This window comes from Sodalis sp. RH21, from assembly GCF_047324175.1.
In the GTDB taxonomy this organism is placed as follows: Bacteria; Pseudomonadota; Gammaproteobacteria; order Enterobacterales; family Enterobacteriaceae; genus Acerihabitans.
The window spans coordinates 2,361,250-2,378,074 of the sequence record NZ_CP178732.1; the positions used below are offsets into that span (position 1 = coordinate 2,361,250).

At 51.3% G+C, this 16,825-nt stretch carries 18 protein-coding genes and 2 pseudogenes; 13 read left to right on the plus strand and 7 right to left on the minus strand.

Features of this window, described 5'->3' with window-relative positions; translation table 11 throughout:
* The first annotated feature begins 9 nt into the window (after positions 1 to 9).
* Genes ACL2XP_RS10815 through ACL2XP_RS10835 form a run of 5 tightly spaced genes read left to right on the plus strand, consistent with a single transcriptional unit; the run spans position 10 to position 3,717 of the window.
* Entirely contained in the window at positions 10 to 240 is a 231-nt protein-coding gene (locus tag ACL2XP_RS10815; RefSeq protein ID WP_413730222.1) for a tautomerase family protein, read from the plus strand.
* Positions 237 to 911: an HAD-IB family hydrolase gene (locus ACL2XP_RS10820; protein WP_413730223.1), complete on the plus strand. Its 675-nt coding sequence runs from the start codon at positions 237 to 239 to the stop codon at positions 909 to 911. The genes ACL2XP_RS10815 and ACL2XP_RS10820 overlap by 4 nt, the downstream gene beginning before the upstream one ends.
* Before the next feature lie 8 nt (positions 912 to 919).
* Positions 920 to 2,134, plus strand: coding sequence for an MFS transporter (locus tag ACL2XP_RS10825; RefSeq protein WP_413730224.1), 1,215 nt, complete (start codon positions 920 to 922; stop codon positions 2,132 to 2,134).
* On the plus strand, positions 2,131 to 2,523 hold the full coding sequence (locus tag ACL2XP_RS10830) for a carboxymuconolactone decarboxylase family protein (RefSeq protein WP_413730225.1): 393 nt from the start codon (positions 2,131 to 2,133) through the stop codon (positions 2,521 to 2,523). The genes ACL2XP_RS10825 and ACL2XP_RS10830 overlap by 4 nt, the downstream gene beginning before the upstream one ends.
* 15 nt (positions 2,524 to 2,538) lie before the next feature.
* The gene (locus ACL2XP_RS10835) at positions 2,539 to 3,717 is read left to right on the plus strand and encodes an acetyl-CoA C-acetyltransferase (RefSeq protein WP_413730226.1); all 1,179 of its coding nucleotides are present in this window, start codon (positions 2,539 to 2,541) and stop codon (positions 3,715 to 3,717) included.
* An 86-nt stretch (positions 3,718 to 3,803) separates the two neighbouring features.
* Here ACL2XP_RS10835 and ACL2XP_RS10840 read toward each other — a convergent pair whose 3' ends face one another.
* Positions 3,804 to 4,802 carry an aldo/keto reductase gene (locus ACL2XP_RS10840; RefSeq protein WP_413730227.1) on the minus strand — a complete coding sequence of 333 codons (999 nt, stop codon included), beginning with the start codon at positions 4,800 to 4,802 and terminating at the stop codon, positions 3,804 to 3,806.
* 438 nt (positions 4,803 to 5,240) lie between these two features.
* Between ACL2XP_RS10840 and ACL2XP_RS10845 the strand changes: the two genes are divergently transcribed.
* Positions 5,241 to 5,750, plus strand: coding sequence for a MarR family winged helix-turn-helix transcriptional regulator (locus ACL2XP_RS10845; protein WP_413730228.1), 510 nt, complete (start codon positions 5,241 to 5,243; stop codon positions 5,748 to 5,750).
* A gap of 203 nt (positions 5,751 to 5,953) precedes the next feature.
* On the opposite strand, the pseudogene ACL2XP_RS10850 reads toward ACL2XP_RS10845, so the two are convergent.
* The 4 genes and pseudogenes from ACL2XP_RS10850 to ACL2XP_RS10865 form a co-directional block, all read right to left on the minus strand.
* A pseudogene (locus ACL2XP_RS10850) lies at positions 5,954 to 6,583 on the minus strand (transposase); the annotation flags it as partial.
* A 68-nt stretch (positions 6,584 to 6,651) separates the two neighbouring features.
* A complete protein-coding gene (gene ltrA, locus ACL2XP_RS10855; RefSeq protein ID WP_413731055.1) occupies positions 6,652 to 8,160 on the minus strand; it encodes a group II intron reverse transcriptase/maturase in 1,509 nt (502 codons plus the stop codon).
* Positions 8,161 to 8,801: 641 nt separating this feature from the next.
* Positions 8,802 to 9,185 carry a helix-turn-helix domain-containing protein gene (locus tag ACL2XP_RS10860; RefSeq protein WP_413738550.1) on the minus strand — a complete coding sequence of 128 codons (384 nt, stop codon included), beginning with the start codon at positions 9,183 to 9,185 and terminating at the stop codon, positions 8,802 to 8,804.
* An 86-nt stretch (positions 9,186 to 9,271) separates the two neighbouring features.
* Complete coding sequence (locus tag ACL2XP_RS10865; RefSeq protein WP_203524861.1) at positions 9,272 to 9,754, minus strand: transposase; 483 nt, start codon at positions 9,752 to 9,754, stop codon at positions 9,272 to 9,274.
* Between ACL2XP_RS10865 and ACL2XP_RS10870 the strand changes: the two genes are divergently transcribed.
* Positions 9,739 to 10,593 (plus strand): DMT family transporter, encoded by an 855-nt coding sequence (locus ACL2XP_RS10870; protein ID WP_413730230.1) that lies wholly within the window; start codon positions 9,739 to 9,741, stop codon positions 10,591 to 10,593. The genes ACL2XP_RS10865 and ACL2XP_RS10870 overlap by 16 nt on opposite strands.
* A gap of 33 nt (positions 10,594 to 10,626) precedes the next feature.
* Positions 10,627 to 10,854 (plus strand): hypothetical protein, encoded by a 228-nt coding sequence (locus ACL2XP_RS10875; RefSeq protein WP_413739315.1) that lies wholly within the window; start codon positions 10,627 to 10,629, stop codon positions 10,852 to 10,854.
* Here ACL2XP_RS10875 and ACL2XP_RS10880 read toward each other — a convergent pair.
* Positions 10,782 to 10,931, minus strand: a pseudogene (locus ACL2XP_RS10880) (aldo/keto reductase); the annotation flags it as partial. The gene ACL2XP_RS10875 and the pseudogene ACL2XP_RS10880 overlap by 73 nt on opposite strands.
* 356 nt (positions 10,932 to 11,287) lie before the next feature.
* On the minus strand, positions 11,288 to 11,569 hold the full coding sequence (locus ACL2XP_RS10885) for a helix-turn-helix transcriptional regulator (RefSeq protein ID WP_413730231.1): 282 nt from the start codon (positions 11,567 to 11,569) through the stop codon (positions 11,288 to 11,290).
* A gap of 336 nt (positions 11,570 to 11,905) precedes the next feature.
* Here ACL2XP_RS10885 and ACL2XP_RS10890 point away from each other — a divergent pair, with 336 nt between their 5' ends.
* From ACL2XP_RS10890 to ACL2XP_RS10910, 5 genes are all read left to right on the plus strand, one after another.
* Positions 11,906 to 12,118, plus strand: coding sequence for a hypothetical protein (locus ACL2XP_RS10890; RefSeq protein WP_413730232.1), 213 nt, complete (start codon positions 11,906 to 11,908; stop codon positions 12,116 to 12,118).
* A 23-nt stretch (positions 12,119 to 12,141) separates the two neighbouring features.
* Positions 12,142 to 12,774 (plus strand): hypothetical protein, encoded by a 633-nt coding sequence (locus ACL2XP_RS10895; protein WP_413730233.1) that lies wholly within the window; start codon positions 12,142 to 12,144, stop codon positions 12,772 to 12,774.
* Positions 12,775 to 13,414: 640 nt separating this feature from the next.
* Positions 13,415 to 14,743: a group II intron reverse transcriptase/maturase gene (ltrA, locus tag ACL2XP_RS10900; protein WP_413730234.1), complete on the plus strand. Its 1,329-nt coding sequence runs from the start codon at positions 13,415 to 13,417 to the stop codon at positions 14,741 to 14,743.
* A gap of 832 nt (positions 14,744 to 15,575) precedes the next feature.
* Positions 15,576 to 15,956 (plus strand): carboxymuconolactone decarboxylase family protein, encoded by a 381-nt coding sequence (locus ACL2XP_RS10905; protein WP_413730235.1) that lies wholly within the window; start codon positions 15,576 to 15,578, stop codon positions 15,954 to 15,956.
* A gap of 35 nt (positions 15,957 to 15,991) precedes the next feature.
* Entirely contained in the window at positions 15,992 to 16,768 is a 777-nt protein-coding gene (locus tag ACL2XP_RS10910) for a hypothetical protein (RefSeq protein ID WP_413730236.1), read from the plus strand.
* Positions 16,769 to 16,825 lie beyond the last annotated feature (57 nt).

The following is a 16,825-nucleotide window of genomic DNA, read 5'->3' on the forward strand; positions in this document are numbered from 1 at the left end:
AATAGAACAATGCCATTTGTCCAAATAACCACCTGGAAAATGAATGACGAGGCTAAAGTAAAAAATTTAGTCGATGAAATCACTCGCTCCGTTCATATACATTGCGGTGCGCCGCTGGATAAAATTTCAGTGGTGATTGTTGAATTGCCTCCTTCCCGTTGGTCCGATGCCGGCGTATTAGGCAACGACCCCACTTTCCCCCTCCAAAGTCGTAGAAAAGACTACGGGGAGGAAAAGTGAAATTAACGGCCGCCTTCTTCGATGTCGATGAAACATTGATAAAAATGAAAAGCATGTTTCATTTTTATCAATATTGGAGTGAGAGCCGACAATGGACATCAAAACATCAACAATTTACTGCCAATTTTAAAAATGCGGTTGCACAGGGTGTGACCAGAGAAGAACTTAACAAAATGTATTATCGTGAATTCGCTGGCGTTGATATTGAAGATCTCTATCATATGGGTGAAGCATGGTTCAATAAATATTTATCCCATAATGAGACCTATATTGCTTGTGCCGTGGAAGCACTTCAACAACATAAAATTAATGGACAGGTTGTTGTTTTTATTTCAGGGTCAATGTTGCCTTTACTTAAACCGTTAGGTCGACGCCTGGGCGCTGACGCTATCCTTTGCACTCCATTACTGTTGAATGATAAAGGCCTGTTGACCGGGGAAATTGGTGAGCCACAAACTATAGGCATGGGAAAACAGCGAGCGTTGTTAGCATTCAGTCATGGAAAAAACATTAACCTCATGACGAGTTATGCCTATGGTGACGATCTTTCAGATATTCCTATGCTAGAAACCATCGGTCATCCTGTCTGTGTCGGGGAATATTCAAATCTTGCTGAATATGCTGAAAAGAATCAATGGAAAATTCTCAAAGAGAATATTCCCTCACATTAAGGAATAGTATGAAAAATACATTAAATGATAATCAGCCGCTCACTCTGCAAACATGGCTATCGTTGATTATTTTGGCACTGTCCACGTTCACCATTGTCACCACTGAACTTGCGCCGATTGGCCTGTTAACACCTATGGCCCAGGGGTTGCACCAGTCAGAATCGATGATTGGGCTGACCGTGACCTTGTATGCCTGGGTCGGAGCGATCAGCGCGCTGCTCTCGTCGCTTTTGTTGGGGAACTTGCCTAAAAAAATGCTGCTGTTGGTACTGACGTTAATCATTCTAGTTTCCAATAGCTTATGCGCTTCGGTAAACAATTATCAATGGCTATTGGCAGCCCGCGTTATCGGTGCATTGGCTCATGGGGCATTTTGGGCAATGATCGGCGCCACGGCGGTTTCATTAGTCCCCGCACGTTTTATTGGCGTGGCGACGTCCATCGTGTTTGGGGGTGTTTCAGCCGCCAGCGTTTTTGGCGTGCCCCTGTCAAACTATATAGGCCTGAACCTCGGGTGGCGGCCGGCCTTCTGGATGATGTCGCTGCTCAGCGTGATAACGTTTCTGGGCATCGCGTTTATCGTGCCCAAAGTCAAAAGCAGTAGCACGCTGGGCCTGGCCGCTTTAGGTCGCGTTATGCGCTCGGGTCCACTGTGGAAAATCTACGCCGCTACCCTGCTCGCCATCACTGCGCATTTCGCCGCCTTCACTTTTATTGAACCTTGGCTGCAAAGCGTCCATTCCCTGTCCTCCCGCATGATCCCGGTGATGTTATTCGTGTTTGGTATCGCCGGTTTAGCCGGTAATTTCCTCACCGGAATGCTGATCGATAAATGGCTGAAACCCATGGTTTCGCTGTCCATCCTGCTGATTGCCGCTGTTCTGATAACCCTTGGGCAATGGGGGCAGACATTAGCTATCGGTCAAATTCTGGCGCTGATCGTTGTCTGGGGCCTGGCGGTGTCCGGCATTTTCGTGGGTTTCCAGACATGGGTATTAAGGCTGGCCGGTGACAATGCCTTTCCCGCCTCAGCGATTTACGTTTCCTTTTTTAACGCCGCGATAGGCTGTGGCGCTCTGGCGGGTGCATGGCTGGTTGCCAGCCTGAGTATTCCGGTATTGATGAGCATTGCCGGCGTGGCGATTGTCTTGTCATTGTTATTGGTCGCCATTATTCCGGTGAGAACCGAGCAAGCGGCGGTATTGACTGGGGGCACAGCATGAAATCAGGCAAAGATTTAACCGAATACGGTCGCTCGATAATGAACCAAATTGAGTCGGGTTTGGCAGATAAAGTCAGCAACCGTTTAGCCGAGCTTGACGCCGACTTACCGCAATTGATCACCGATTACGCTTTTGGCGCCGTCGTCGGGCGTGACGGATTGGACCTTAAAACCCGGGAAATGATCACCGTGGCTTCATTAATCACGTTGGGCACTGCACAGCCGCAACTGGAGCTGCATATGCGCGGAGCGATGAACGTCGGCGTGACACCGAAAGAATTGCTCGAAATTGTCATCCAAATGGCGATCTATGCAGGCGTTCCCGCCTGCATGAACGGACTGACCGCTTATCGTCTGGCTATTGCTCAGACTACACAGAAAAACGGGTGATAAAGGAAACGCAACATGAGAGACGTCGTGATAGTCGCAGCAAAACGGACGGCCACTGGCAATTTTCAGGGTGCTCTGGCCGAGCAAGCCGCCGTCACATTGGGTAGTGCCGTGGTCCAGGCTCTGTTAAAAGAAACCGGCGTCGCCGCCCATGAGATAGATCAGGTTATCATGGGGCAAGTCCTGACCGCGGGATGTGGCCAGAACCCCGCGCGCCAAACCGCCTTAAAGGCCGGCTTACCGGTGAAAATTCATGCGCTGACCATCAACAAGGTTTGCGGCTCAGGCCTGAAAGCCGTTCATCTAGCGATGCAGGCGATCCAGTGCGGTGACGCGGAATGTGTGATTGCCGGGGGCCAGGAAAATATGTCGCTGGCGCCGCATATCCTTAACGCGGCGCGTAAAGGATTGCGCCTCGGGCATGCCGATCTGAAAGATACCCTTATTCAGGATGGTCTGTGGGATGCTTTTCATGATTTTCATATAGGGGTCACGGCGGAAAATGTCGCCAGACAATTCGGTATTTCACGTTTACGGCAGGATGAATACTCGGCGGTTTCCCATCAGAGGGCGTTAAAAGCGCAGCGGGATGGGCATTTTCTCGATGAGATCGTAGCTTTCGAATTCGCCAACAGAAAAGGCGAAACCATCCGTTTCGACCAGGATGAAGGGCCGCGCGAAACCAGCTACGATAAATTGTCGTTGTTGAAACCGGTGTTCCAGGCAGCAGGAACGGTCACTGCCGGCAACGCCTCATCACTGAATGACGGTGCGGCTGCGGTCATGTTATGCAGCCGGGAAAAAGCCGGCAGTCTGGGCTTAACGCCCCTGGTGACCGTGGGGCACTTTACGAATTCCGGTATTGAGCCTGAAATAATGGGTGCCGCACCGATCGAAGCCATTCGTCGCTGTTTGAAAGAGCAGATGTGGGAAATAGCTGAACTTGACGTATTGGAGTCTAACGAGGCGTTTGCCGCACAAGCGCTGGCGGTTTTGTCAGAACTGCACATTTCCCTGGATCGCGTAAACCCCAATGGGGGTGCCATTGCCTTGGGCCACGCGATCGGCGCCTCGGGTTGTCGAATACTGGTGACACTGATTCACCACATGCGGCGTAACAACTTGCATAAAGGCATGGCCGCGTTGTGCATAGGGGGCGGAGAAGGTGTCGCCTTGGCGGTAGAGCGCGGTTAATGACGTGCTGACGTAAATCACAAAACGGCTGAGTAAAGTTTTCAGCCTTTTTGCGTTTTCACTCTTCGGTTGCCTGGATAATAACGTTACGCATTGACACCTTTCATGCCTTCCTGACTATAACGTTCGCCTTTTATCTCGATCTGGTCTTTCAGTTTGGTGATAAAAACCACATCGTCTTCACTTAACTCAATGTCTGCTGCTGCGGCATTTTCCCGTGCATAACGGCTATTTTTCGTGCCAGGGATAGGAACTATCTGGTCATATTGCGCCAGCAGCCAGGCAAGTGATAGCTGGCCGAGCGTACATTGATATTTCGTAGCCAACGGCTCGATGGCATTAAGGATCTTGGCATTAGAGTGTAAATTTTCATCACTGAAACGGGGATTGTTTTTGCGGAAATCGTCATCGGAAAAATCGGCGTTGTTTAAATATTTCCCCGTCAGAAAACCGCGTCCCAAGGGCGAATAAGGGACCACACCGATACCTAGGCGGATGGCCGTAGGCAAAATATTCTGTTCGATATCACGAGTCCACAAGGAATATTCAGTTTGTAACGCCGTGACCGGATGAACCCGATGGGCTTTTTCAAGCGTTGTGGCGGAGACTTCGCACAACCCAACATGCGCAATTTTGCCTTCCTTCACCAACTCGCTCAAGCAGGACATACTTTCTTCAATCGACGCCTGCGGGTTAATGCGGTGCAGATAATAGAGGTCAATACGCTCGATGCCTAACCGTTGTAATGAATCATGGCAGCAGCGGCGTATATAGTCCGGTTCGTTGTTAATGCTGCGTGCATACGCCGCTTCAACCGGTCGGTAAATACCACACTTGGTGGCGATGTTAATCTGTTCACGCTGACGACCTTTCAGCGTGCCAAGAAAGTGACCGATCAGGCGTTCATTGTGTCCTCGCCCATAGATATCAGCGGTGTCGAGTAAATTAACGCCACTTTCGATGACCGTTTTTAATACCTCAAGAGAATCAGTATCCTTGGCCTCTCCGTAGAATTCGCTCAAGCCCATGGCGCCATAACCCATAGCCGAAACGGTAAAATCTTTACCTAGTATTCTCATTCGCATCGTCATTTCTCCTCGTGATTGAAAAGCAAGTATGAATCAAGACATGCTGCAGGAGAATTTCAAAGAAATTAATATAATAAAAGTATTACCACGCAAACCTTAGCTTTGCTTTTCCCAGCATCTTGATCGTGCAGTGGCCAAGCTGAAAGAGAGGCGGCCGGAGCAGAGCAGGGGGCTACAACCGGCAACAAGGAGAATGGCTGGACACGGTGAAAGAAATCGACATGCAGCCAACCGGGCTGAATGGGTTCGGCGCCTGATGCTGTTTGCTCAGGGGCGCTATGCGATCAGTTTAGATGGTGATGGCGACGTGGAAGATCCCGCAGAACAGCATTGGATAAGAACACCTACATAGTTAGTGGATAATACTTGCCAAGTAAATGCATGAGTGATACATGTATAACAAGCTAAGTATTCATAACCCAATGGGGTGTGCTGATGAATCAGTCCGAACTACGCCTACTTAACATCATGGGGGCTTTTTGCCTCTCAGTTTCCGATCGTATCTCTGCCGCAACGAGCGAAGCCTTGGGAATGAATGCCTCTTATCCTTCTGCGCTGGTTCAAATTGGCCTTTTCTCTAATCAGCTAAGCAATTTGCAGTCCGCATTGTCGTTGGGGCAGTCAGCTGCCACGCGCCTGGTTCAGAAACTGGAAGAGCAGAGTTTGGTTTATAAAGAGCGCGCGGTCACAGATAGTCGTTCAGCTACGTTGCATTTAACCAGTAAAGGCATGGAAGAAATGCAAAAAATCCTCAAAGAGCGATATAGCGTGTTGGAGCAGCTTATTTCTCCGTTAAAAGGGGAAGAAAAAGACATTTTTTTGGTGCTTATTTCAAAAATATTAGAAAATACCGTGACCGACCGCCAGACGTCAGATTCTGTGTGTCGGCTTTGCGATTTGAATGCTTGTCCGCAGGAGTGTTGTCCAGCAGAACCGTCAAAATAGTTATTATTTTATTTAAACCACACCAGGTGGACTATGATACCAAACGTTCATATTAAGGGCGCTGCGTTTGCTATTCTGGCAGCTTTTTGCTGGGGTATGGCCTTAGTCATGTCTAAGGGGGCTTTGCAAAGCTTTCCGCCGATAATGCTCTTATTAATACAACTTCGGCGGCTGTCAAGGATGTTGGCACCCTTAGTCATTTTTTATGCTGCATTTTCCAGCGCTGTTTCCGGCTTATCCGGATTCAACATCACCACTTCGACACGTTGCCATTGGCGACAGTGTTTTGACCATCGTTCCGGGTTGGCCCTTTGGGCTGATTCATACAAGGCTTTTCGGTTTGCCAACAGGGCAATGTCATGCCCCTGATGGCGTTGTTCCGGCGTCACATAACCGATAGCGCTATGCCGGTGCTCTTCGTTGTACCATCGGCTAAAACACTCAACCCACTGTCTTGCCTCATTTAGGTCCAGGAAGCCCGATGACGGCCACGCTGGAACATATTTCAGCGTTCTGAACAGCGACTCTACATACGGATTGTCGTTGCTGACCCGCGGCCGGCTGTGCGAACCGGTGATCTGCAGTTCTTCCAGCTTTGCTTTCAGCGTTTGGGATTTCATCGGCGCCCCATTATCGGCGTGCAGCACCAAAGGTTGCCGGTAGCACTGTTCACGCAGCACGGTACGCTGCAGCAGGGCGGCGGCCTGGTCACCATTTTCTTCTTCGTGAACCTCGTAACCGACGATTTTCCGGCTAAAGATATCTTCTATCAGATACAGATAAAAATACCGGCCACGGACTCGTGACGCGAGTAGAGTAAGAGACAAGGCGTAGTCGAACTATTTCCTTGCCTCTCCTCTCCGAACCGGACATGCACCTTTCAGCGCATCCGGCTCTCCATTTATACACGGCTCATGGCCATGGCAACGTCGCGATAGCGTGAGGTAAACGTATTGCGTTCTTCCTTCCTGAGGTAAGGATTGCTTTCAGGAAGTCGCCAGCGGAATTGCCGTTTACCTCGCCCAACTAAACGTATCAGTTCCACCCGGCATCGACTGCTTTGGCGATTGGTACCAAACAGAACCCAGGTCTTTGCTGACCCGTTGAGCGGGAGCTTAAACCAGCGTCGCATCAGCGGCTTGATTGCTGTCCGGTATTTCCGCGACAGCCAGTGTGTCAGTTTCCAGAACACCACACCGTCGATATGGCTGAACACTTTGGCTTTGAAGTCGACAAATTGGTAGAAATTCGCCCAGCCTTGAAGCTTCTTGTTCAGTGTGTCGACCATATCGATCTTGTTGGCGTCGAAGTTTCCCGACAATAACTGAGTCAGCGATGCGGCGAAGTTTCTTGCCTTTTCTCGTGGGATCGTGCTGACTACCCGCATTATGCCGTCGCGACTTCGTTTCCGAATAAGCCGATGACCGAGAAACGTGAAGCCGTCGTTTACATGGGTGACCCGGGTCTTTTCCATGTTCAGCGCCAGCTTCAACTTTCCTTCAAGCACATCGCGACATTCGTTCCGAATGGCTTCAGCATGCGCTTTGGTACCCTTTACGATAATGATAAAATCATCAGCATAACGGCAGTAAGCTACAGCGGGTTGCCATTGCCACTTCCCTTGGATCGCCGACCGACGACCGACCTTGATGCTATGGTTGTTATACCATCGGTCTTGACGCGGCTTTGTACCAAGATAATGGCGCTCAAGATACTGATCGAATTCATGCAGCATAATGTTCGCCAGTAGGGGCGAGATAACCCCGCCTTGCGGAACCCCCTCGCTGGCCGCACGAAACAGTCCGGCATCAACATGGCCGGCTTTGATGATTTTCCAGAGCAACGACAAGAACCGCTGATCGCAGATCCGTCGCCGTACCGCCTTCATCAACAGCCGGTGATGTACTGTGTCGAAGTAACTGGAAAGGTCACCTTCGATGACCCACCGTCCACTGGTGTCACGTTTATCTGTCAGTTGAAGTTTCACTGTGCGGATAGCGTGATGCACACTGCGTTCCGGACGAAATCCATAGGAAAGACGGTGGAAATCACTTTCCCAGATGGGCTCCATTGCCATCAACATGGCCCGCTGGATAATACGATCCCGTAATGTAGGTATCCCCAGTGGGCGCAGTTTCCCGTTCGCTTTTGGAATGTACACACGCCGGGCGGGGGCCGGTTGATAGTCACCCGACAGTAGTTCCTGACGGAGCTGAGCCAGAGTTTCCAACAACCGGTTTTCCAGATGCAGTTTGGTTATGCCGTCTATCCCAGGCGTGTAACTACCTCGGGATGCCAGCGTTTTCCGTGCTGCTTCTGCCAGCCATATCGGGTGTGCAATCAGGCGCAATAACCGATCCATTTTACGATCCGGCTCGGTATCCGCCCACGTTGCCAGTTTGCATTGCATTTCGCTGATTATCAAAGGTCTTCACCTCACTTCAGTCAGGTAGTTTGTTCTACAAACATATATAAACTGCTCCCCTTCGCCATGTAATGGGCTTTCCCCATCGCGGACTACTACGGGAGCTCCGCCAGCCTGTTTGTCATCGGGGTCATGCTCCCTTAACAGCCAAACAGACCTTCCCCGGTTTACTGACCTGAACTCAAACATAGTGGGGTGGATGCCGATCGCAGTCTTTACCCTCATCATTCTGTGAGGCGATAACGCTCTGACACAGAATTGTGGTATTGCGTCAGTCCATGGCCATATTCGTGGCTGTAAAGTGGCCAATCGACACGCTCCATCCTACATGTAAAGAACGTCTAACGTTGTACCCCCTGTTAACCCGTGTAGGGGGTGGTGACATTTCAACCCATAGACGCGGATTAATCGGTTCATGTTCTTCATCCGTCCACTACTCAGCCTGGAGGAGCATCTTGGCTTAACGAGTTCGCCTCACCCCCCGTTGTCAGCGGGCTTCATCACCTCACCAGCATACAATGAGACACTGCCGCTCGGGCTCATGTGTCTGCACAACCAGACACTGCCGCCGCTTGTCAGACTCCTGTCGACAAGCGGCGGATTTCAGATCAGTTCGTGGCTCATATTTAGCTTCCTTGCCAGCCCTGAGCTCCGGGCGCACGCCAGGTGATGTCCCATGTCCACACGTGGCGGGGCGCAAGCGCCTGATAGCTGGTCGGTTTATTGACCTTCAGCGGTGCCCGGCTACGCCCTCGATGATGCACCTGACCGTGGCGCCGCAGGATCCGGTAAAACGTCGATTCGCTGGCTAGATAGACCCCTGTGTCCGCCAGACGTGGCACGATTTGCGCCGGCGGCAAACTGGCATACTCCGGCTCGTGACACACGGCCAGTATTTGATGTTCTTCGGCGAGTGTCAGCTTATTGGCCGGTCGTGGGCGCACCGCCGAAGGCCGGCGGTCTTCGGCCTGCCCGTTCCAGCGCCGCCAGGTGCGCAGGCTGATGCCCACTTCTCGGCAGGCGGGGAGCAAGCGCGCACCGGCGCTCGTCGCCTCGCCTATCCACCGGATAAATTGCACTCGCTCGTTCGCTGGCGTCAGTCGTCCTCGTCTGCTATCCCGTAATAACCATTGAGCTTTTTTCGCAACACCAGCAACGCGGCCGCCTCCGCCAGGGCTTTTTCCTTTCGGGCCAGTTCTCGCTTCAGCCCTTTGATTTCTTTTTGGGCCTGTTTTTGCGACTGCCGGGTATCGGGTTGTGGCGTTTGAAGGAAGTCTTGTTTCCACTGGGCTATTTGTTCTGGATAAAGCCCTTTACGACGGCAATATTCGCCTAACTCGGCTTGACTGAGTGTGGCAGTTTCCACGATCACGGCAAAACGGGCTTCGGTCGACCATTGTTCGGTAGTTTTATTCGCTCCGGGCACGGGCTTTCCCTCCAATTTGGCCTGAATACGCCAGTTGTAAAGGGTAGCTTCCGATATTCCTTCTTGCTGTGCAAGTGCGCTAACAGTCATGTTGTGAGGAGGTAATAATTTGTCCAAAACAGCAGCTTTACGTTCAGGTGAATAACGTTTCATGTCAGGCTCCACTACCCCCAATTAGATTTTCAGTAGGGGATGCCATCTATCCTGACAGGGGGGGACTTACAGCCAGCGTTGTTTTTATATGGTGTATTGTTCTTATAAAGAAAATAAAAATTCCAGATATACGATCATTAAAAAAGGTGAGTTTTCTCGGTCTTTTTGAGCCATTTTTGACCTATATCCTGGTGTTGATTGGCCTCACGTTCGCCAGAGCAACGGATGCGGCACTATTACAGTCGTTAGAATCAATATTTATAGTGATCATTGCCGCGTTGTTTTTTAAAGAAAAATTAAGTAAATTGTTCATTATGTTATCGTCTTTCATTCTGATTGGCCTCTACTTTTCAATAGGAAGTAGTCTGTCAGAATTGATACATAATGGTATGATAGGGAATCTTCTTATTATTTCCGGTATGCTTGCCGCTGCCGTATATGTTATGATGACATCGCGCTCGATAGCGGTTGCAGATGCCATTATCATTGTTGCTTTTCAACAAGTCACTGCACTTCTTGCAACAACATTAGCTTTTATTATCGAGTATATCGTTACCGATTATACATTCTCTATTCCATCGATAGGCATTGTGTTACTGGCGATAGCATCCGGTATCCTTCAATATGCTCTCGCATTCACATTTTATTTAATTTCATTAAAAAATATCAGTGCAGGATTAGCAGGAATGTTTCTAAACTTGGTCCCTATTTTTGGGATCTTCGGCGCATACCTGTTTCTAAGAGAAAAGATGGAAAGCATTCAGATAGTGGGAAGTATTATTACTATCTGTGCGTTGCTTATGATAAGTATGTTATCAAGTAAGACAGGTGAACATTAATGTAACTCTGAAAATTCCAGTAAGGAGAAAGGTATGGAAATTCAACAATTACTCGGTAAAATTCCGAGGAGCCATCTTGACTCTTTCGGTAAAGATATAGACAAAACCAATGAACTTCTTTTCAATGAACCCGATAAAGAAAAAAAGAAAGAGATCCTTTTTCATTGGGTCAAGCGATTTCAACCTTGCAGGGTAACGCCGCGGTCAAGCGCGTGGCGGATGACGGCGATCGAGCCGGTCTCGTCGCTGTGGTCGCCGTAGAACGCACTCATGCCCATGCAGCCGAGGCCCAGGGCGGACACGGTGGGGCCGTTACGGCCAAGAGTACGGATCCTCATAAAAATACTCCTGTTATCACCTGATTATCGATCCGGGGGCGGACCCTCCGTCTCCGGTCCTGTCTTCATGTTCAGACGATTCTATACCTGCCGGCCGTTGCGCTCCAGCGGCGTGAGGCGGGTACTGAGAGATGGTGTGGCAGTAGTACGCAAGACAGAATGGTGCCCTTTAGGATTGGCGTGTGGTCTGTCCAGCAGATATCCTTGGGGTATCCATTCGTTGCAGCATTAGGACGAACGCAACCGACCAGCGGATATCCTCGTTTCAGCCTGACATAATACTATAGGCATATACGTCCCCGAACGTTGTCGGAAAATCAGCCAACGTGGTTGTTGCTATCAAATAGACTTTTTACCTACTTTTCTTTGGTGTCGGTAGCACAGTGAGAGTTCTCTGCCTGATAAAGCGCTAATACTTTATCAGCAAAATCATCACTTTTGATGTAAAAGTAGCATTCCGGTACGTGCAAGATTTCCGCCATCAGGCAGGCGAGCGAATATTTTGGCGTATGAGTCCCCAATTCATATTGTGAAATGCGTTGTCGGGCGGTAGCTTCCTCAATGCCAATCATTACCCCCAGCTTCTCTTGCGTCATGTCACATAATCTTCGCGCTTCTTTGAGTCTTTTTCCTATCATCGGTCGCCCAGACAATCAATTATCCTTGACGCCTGTCTAGCATTCCTTTACATTTTATGTGTAAAGTAAAACCTTTACATCGCTACACGACAACACCAGGGAACCGGTCACGTTCTTGGGTTACACTGGGTTCGTGACCCTTTTCATTGGCTCCGGCCATGATGTCCGGGCGTTGTCGTGTACGCCTTCCGTTGAAGTCCGTGATTAAAGGGTTTTACAAGCCGGGCCAGAGCGCGTAATTTTTCATCAGCCAAAAAAACACCGGCATCCAGTGCCCCTGGGGAAACACCTGAATCGGTTTACTGATCGCGTTATACAGCAGCCAGGGGGGCATGTATGATGGAAAATTTTATCCCGCTTACCTCAATGGGGCAGCAGCGCATCTTAGCCGATATGGCGGCTTTTCATGCTATGCGCCTCAAGCGTGATGGGGCATCAGCACTTAAAATCAGTGAGCTTGAGTTGGCGCAGCCACCCGCCATGCGGATGTATTTTCGGTGCCGCTTAAAATATTGGCAGAAGCTTTACAGTGTCGTTTTTTCTCTCTGAATAATCACAGGAAGGCAACACTCATGTCATCCCAGAATGATGTCACGCTTATCCGAAACATGGTGTTAAACCTCATCAAGCGCGAGAATGCGCAGCGTATCCCCAAGATAGTCGTCCATATGCCCCGACTATGGCTGGCCCTACTGATTTGGGCCGGAAGTACGCTGATGGCGGGTATGGTACTGTACCGATTCTGGCCTGGTCTAGGGCAACTGATAGTGCTGGGTGCTCTTTTCGGGGGGCTCGTTTGGACCGCGTTTACGCTCGCTGGCTCGCCTCTCGTAAGGCGTAGCGGGCTGTATCATCTGCCCGATAATATTCCTGCCCTACCCATCACCGGCTCAGATCTGATTGCCCTGAGTCAGACCAGCGACGCATTGCAGAGCGCGGTTAAAGTGTTTGTCGTGGAGCATAAGGACATTGGCTATGGTGAGTTGTATCGACTGGCCAGGGATATTCATCACCAGGCACAGTACCGTAAAGCCTTACGGCGCCGTCTGATAGCCCGCTATCAATCGCCGAGTTTCCCAGTACGCAACGAGACGTTCGGCCAGCTGGCTCGTCCAGCGGCCAGCACGGATACGCTTATCTTGTCTCGTTCATCCGTCCCAAAGTCCAGACCTGCGCGTTCATCCACTATATCCCGTAAGATCTGAGGTATTTATGTACCCACAAATTGCCCATTTCGCTTGGTGTGGACTCGTCGCGATAGAGCTGGCGTGGCAGGACGGTCGTATCGTTGCGGATGCGGGAGAGCAGCCGTTTATTATTCGTGCGCCAGGCATGGCGCGTAGCGCCCTGACGGGTGCTGTCCCCTGGCCGTGGTGGCCAAGGGGCGACTTGGAGGTGAAAGTCCTCTACACACCCGGCAAGGGGAAGTGTTAGCTGAAGGCAAGGGTGTCGCGGGCGATCGCGGATCTGAAGGAAGCTGAAAGCAAAATGCCGGCCTGACGTACAGGAAGCGGATCAGGCGGCGCAGCGGGGTAAGACGGCGAAAATCGTTAAAGCCCAGTACTTGCACGGAACGCTGTGACGTATATCCGACAGGCATAAGCAGGAAGGTCGCGCGAATTACCCTGGGAGATCTGCACGTTTGCCATAGTGCTACCGCGCGTCGAGAGGCGACGGGATGAGCGTGCAGAAGTCAGCCGAGGCCGTAGTAAGTGACGATTAACCCCGTCACCAAGGGCTGAACAGGTTATACCGCCAGTAGGCGTTGGAGTCTCGTCGAATGCTGAAACACCGAATATTCTCCCCGAGAAAACTGTTTCCCCGAGTCCCGGACGGTATCCGAGGATGATGGCCGACAGTGTGCAAGCATCGGCGACGTCTGCGACGTGGACGAACGCGGAGCCGGACACGCTGATGGAGCGGGTGCTCGCACCGGCGAATCTCAAGCGTGCGTATCAACGCGTAGTCGGCAATAAAGGCGCACCGGGTGCCGATGGCATGACGGTGGCTGAATTGGCCGGCTACGTGAAACAGTATTGGCCGATCTTAAAGGCCCGGTTGTTGACAGGGGAATATCATCCGCAAGCGGTACGCGCGGTTGAGATCCCCAAGCCCAAAGGTGGAACCCGCCATTTAGGTATCCCCAGTGTGGTGGATCGCCTGATTCAACAAGCCTTGCTACAACAGCTCACGCCAATCTTCGACCCGCTGTTCTCGGACTACAGCTATGGCTTCCGTCCGGGGAAAAGCGCCCATCAGGCAGTCGAAACGGCCCGCGCCCACGTAGCTGCCGGGCATCACTGGTGCGTGGAACTCGATCTGGAAAAGTTCTTTGATCGCGTTAACCACGATATCCTGATGGCCCGCGTACAGCGCCGGGTTGAAGACAAACGCGTGCTTACGCTTATCAGTCGCTATCTTGAGTCCGGGGTGATGGCGGGTGGGATACTGAGCCGACGGCAGGAAGGGACGCCGCAAGGGGGCCCGCTCTCGCCGTTGTTGTCGAATATCCTGCTCAACGAACTCGATATCGAACTGACAAAGCGGGGTCATCGCTTCGTGCGTTATGCCGATGATGCGAACATCTATGTGCGCAGTCAACGGGCTGGCGAACGGGTAATGGTAAGCGTGGAGCGCTTCCTGAACCAGCGGTTAAAACTGACGCTGAACGGGGAAAAGAGCCGTGTAGCCGAAGCCTGGAAATGTGACTACCTCGGCTATGGGATAAGCAGGCATCGACAGCAACCGAGACTGAGAGTAAGCATGGCAAGCCAAGGCCGACTGCGCGACAGGCTGGGGGAGATGTTGCGGGGTGCGCGGGGACGCAAGATGGCAAATGTCATCGAGCGAATAAACCCGATACTGCGCGGCTGGGCCGGTTACTTTAAGTTAAGTCAGAGCAAAAGGCCTCTCGAAAAGCTTGATGGCTGGGTGCGGCATAAACTGCGATGTGCCCTATGGCGCCAATGGAAGAATCCCTCGACAAGGGCACGGAACTTGACGCGCTTGGGGCTGAATGCAGAACGCGCCTGGAAATCGACGAGCAATGGACGAGGTCCCTGGTGGAACTCGGGAGCGTCGCATATGAATCAGGCGTTGCCGAAGAAATGGTGGGACCGGCTTGGACTGGTCTCGATACTGGATACGATAAACCGGCTAAACCGTATAGCCTGAACCGCCGTATACGGAACCGTACGTACGGTGGTGTGAGAGGACGGCGGGAGCAATCCCGCCTCCTACTCGATGCTGGCTTCAGCAGGCCCAGCAGCAAAAACGCTTCTCACGCGATATTGCGCCGGTGTTGCTGTCGTTGCTCAGACTTGGCCAAATAAACCCGGCCTCGACTCGGTTGAAACACTGTTTGTTGTATTACTGGGAGTTAGGCGCAGACCAACTGTCGCAACACAGTGACATGTATCGTTTGCACTGCGCATTGACGCTTTTGCAATTGGACGGTTGGCAGAATGCGTTTACCTCGTCGCAGCGAAGTCGCGAAGGGCACAGAACATTTTTTCCCAAGGGAAGGGGAATATTAGTGGACCCCCAGGCTTTGGCAAGCGTGTTTGATGAACAGGGGCGCCAACAGAGTCCGTTATTACTGGACGTCGAGGGCACGCCGGCCGCCATTCGGGCGATATTGCGATGTTGTGGATTTTGCGCTACACCCGCAGACAGTTCCCCCCGAAGACTTATTATCACGCCCAGTCAGTAACCCCACTGATGTATTTTTTTTCGGGAAATTGCAGATTGGCGACGCCAATGAAGATTGCTGTTGAGTGCAATTTTTAGTCGACATCAGCACCTTTCTTTCAATAGAAGATTTCTCATACAGCTCAACGGCCCATTGTCGCGGGCTAGTAATGGTGGTGGCCCTGCTTATCGGTCTGCTCGCACCAGTCGTAGATCAATGAATTCATTCATACCCAAAAGGTATCACAAAAATGATATTGGATTAATACGAAGGCGAAACATACAGTGCAAGTATCAAAACCCTTCAGGAGTGAATATGAATAACGAACGCTATGAACGAGGCCTGGCGAAGCTTAAGGAAGTTGATGGTCAGGCAGGAGAGAACGTTATTGAGAGCCTGAAGGACATTGCACCAGATTTTGCCCGCCTGCTCATTGAGTTTCCGTTCGGCGATATCTATTCGAGGCCGGGACTCGACCTCAAGAGCCGAGAACTCGCTGTGGTAGCCGCGCTAACCGCCACGGGAAACGCTTTGCCGCAACTCAAGGTACATATCCACGGCGCTCGCATTGTCGGCTGCTCTCAACAAGAAATCGTTGAGATCATCATGCAGATGGCGGTTTATGCCGGCTTTCCCGCAGCACTTAACGGACTGTTCGCCGCCAAAGAAATTTTCTCACAGGAGGTAACAATATGAGGCACATATTCTACTCAGTGTGGTTGGCGTTTATTATGGCAGTCTCGCTGAACCTGCCTGCCTCGGCCCAAGCGCAATCAGTAGTCAATTGGACGTTGGATCGGACCGCAGTCCATGAGGGACTCAGTTCACCGGTCGGTATGGCCTACGACATGCGCGGCAACCTTTATGTGGCGAATTGGTCGGCCGGCACTGTGTTGCGCTTCACGCCTAATGGCGAACGTGTGGTCTTTGCCAGTGGCCTCAGTGGCCCGTCTGGATTGGCTGTTTCATCCACGGGAGATGTGTACGTCGCCTCCTACAACGAAGACCTGGTGTGGCGTTTCACACCCAACGGCGATAAGACTGTTTTCGTACAGGGGCTGGCAACGCCGGCGGGTCTCTCTTTTGATATGCGAGGTCGCTTGCTGATCGCGAATCGGAAGACCAACCAAATTCTTGCTGCCCATCCAGACGGAAGAATAGAGATCGTAGCCGAAGGTTTGCAAACACCGGTAGGTGCTGTAGAACTGCCCAATGGTGATTTACTGGTCAGTAATATTGCGGGCGGAATATCCCTCGTATCCAATGGGATGAAGGCAAAAACAATCAATACCGAATTCACCAGCCCAGGCCCCGGCATCGTCCCAGCAGGTACAGATGCAGCCTATGTTGTTGACTATGGCGGGACGACTGTCAGCCGCGTCGACCGAGAAGGTACTCGCACGGTGATCGCTGATGGACTGATCAGCCCGGTAGGGTTGGCACGTGCACCTGATGGAAGTCTACTCGTGGCTACGTGGGGGGCAAACGCCGCGTTTCGAATCCGTTAACGCTGCCGTCCTAATATTACAGCCCGAGGGAATTCTTAATGTTCGAACTCATTAGAT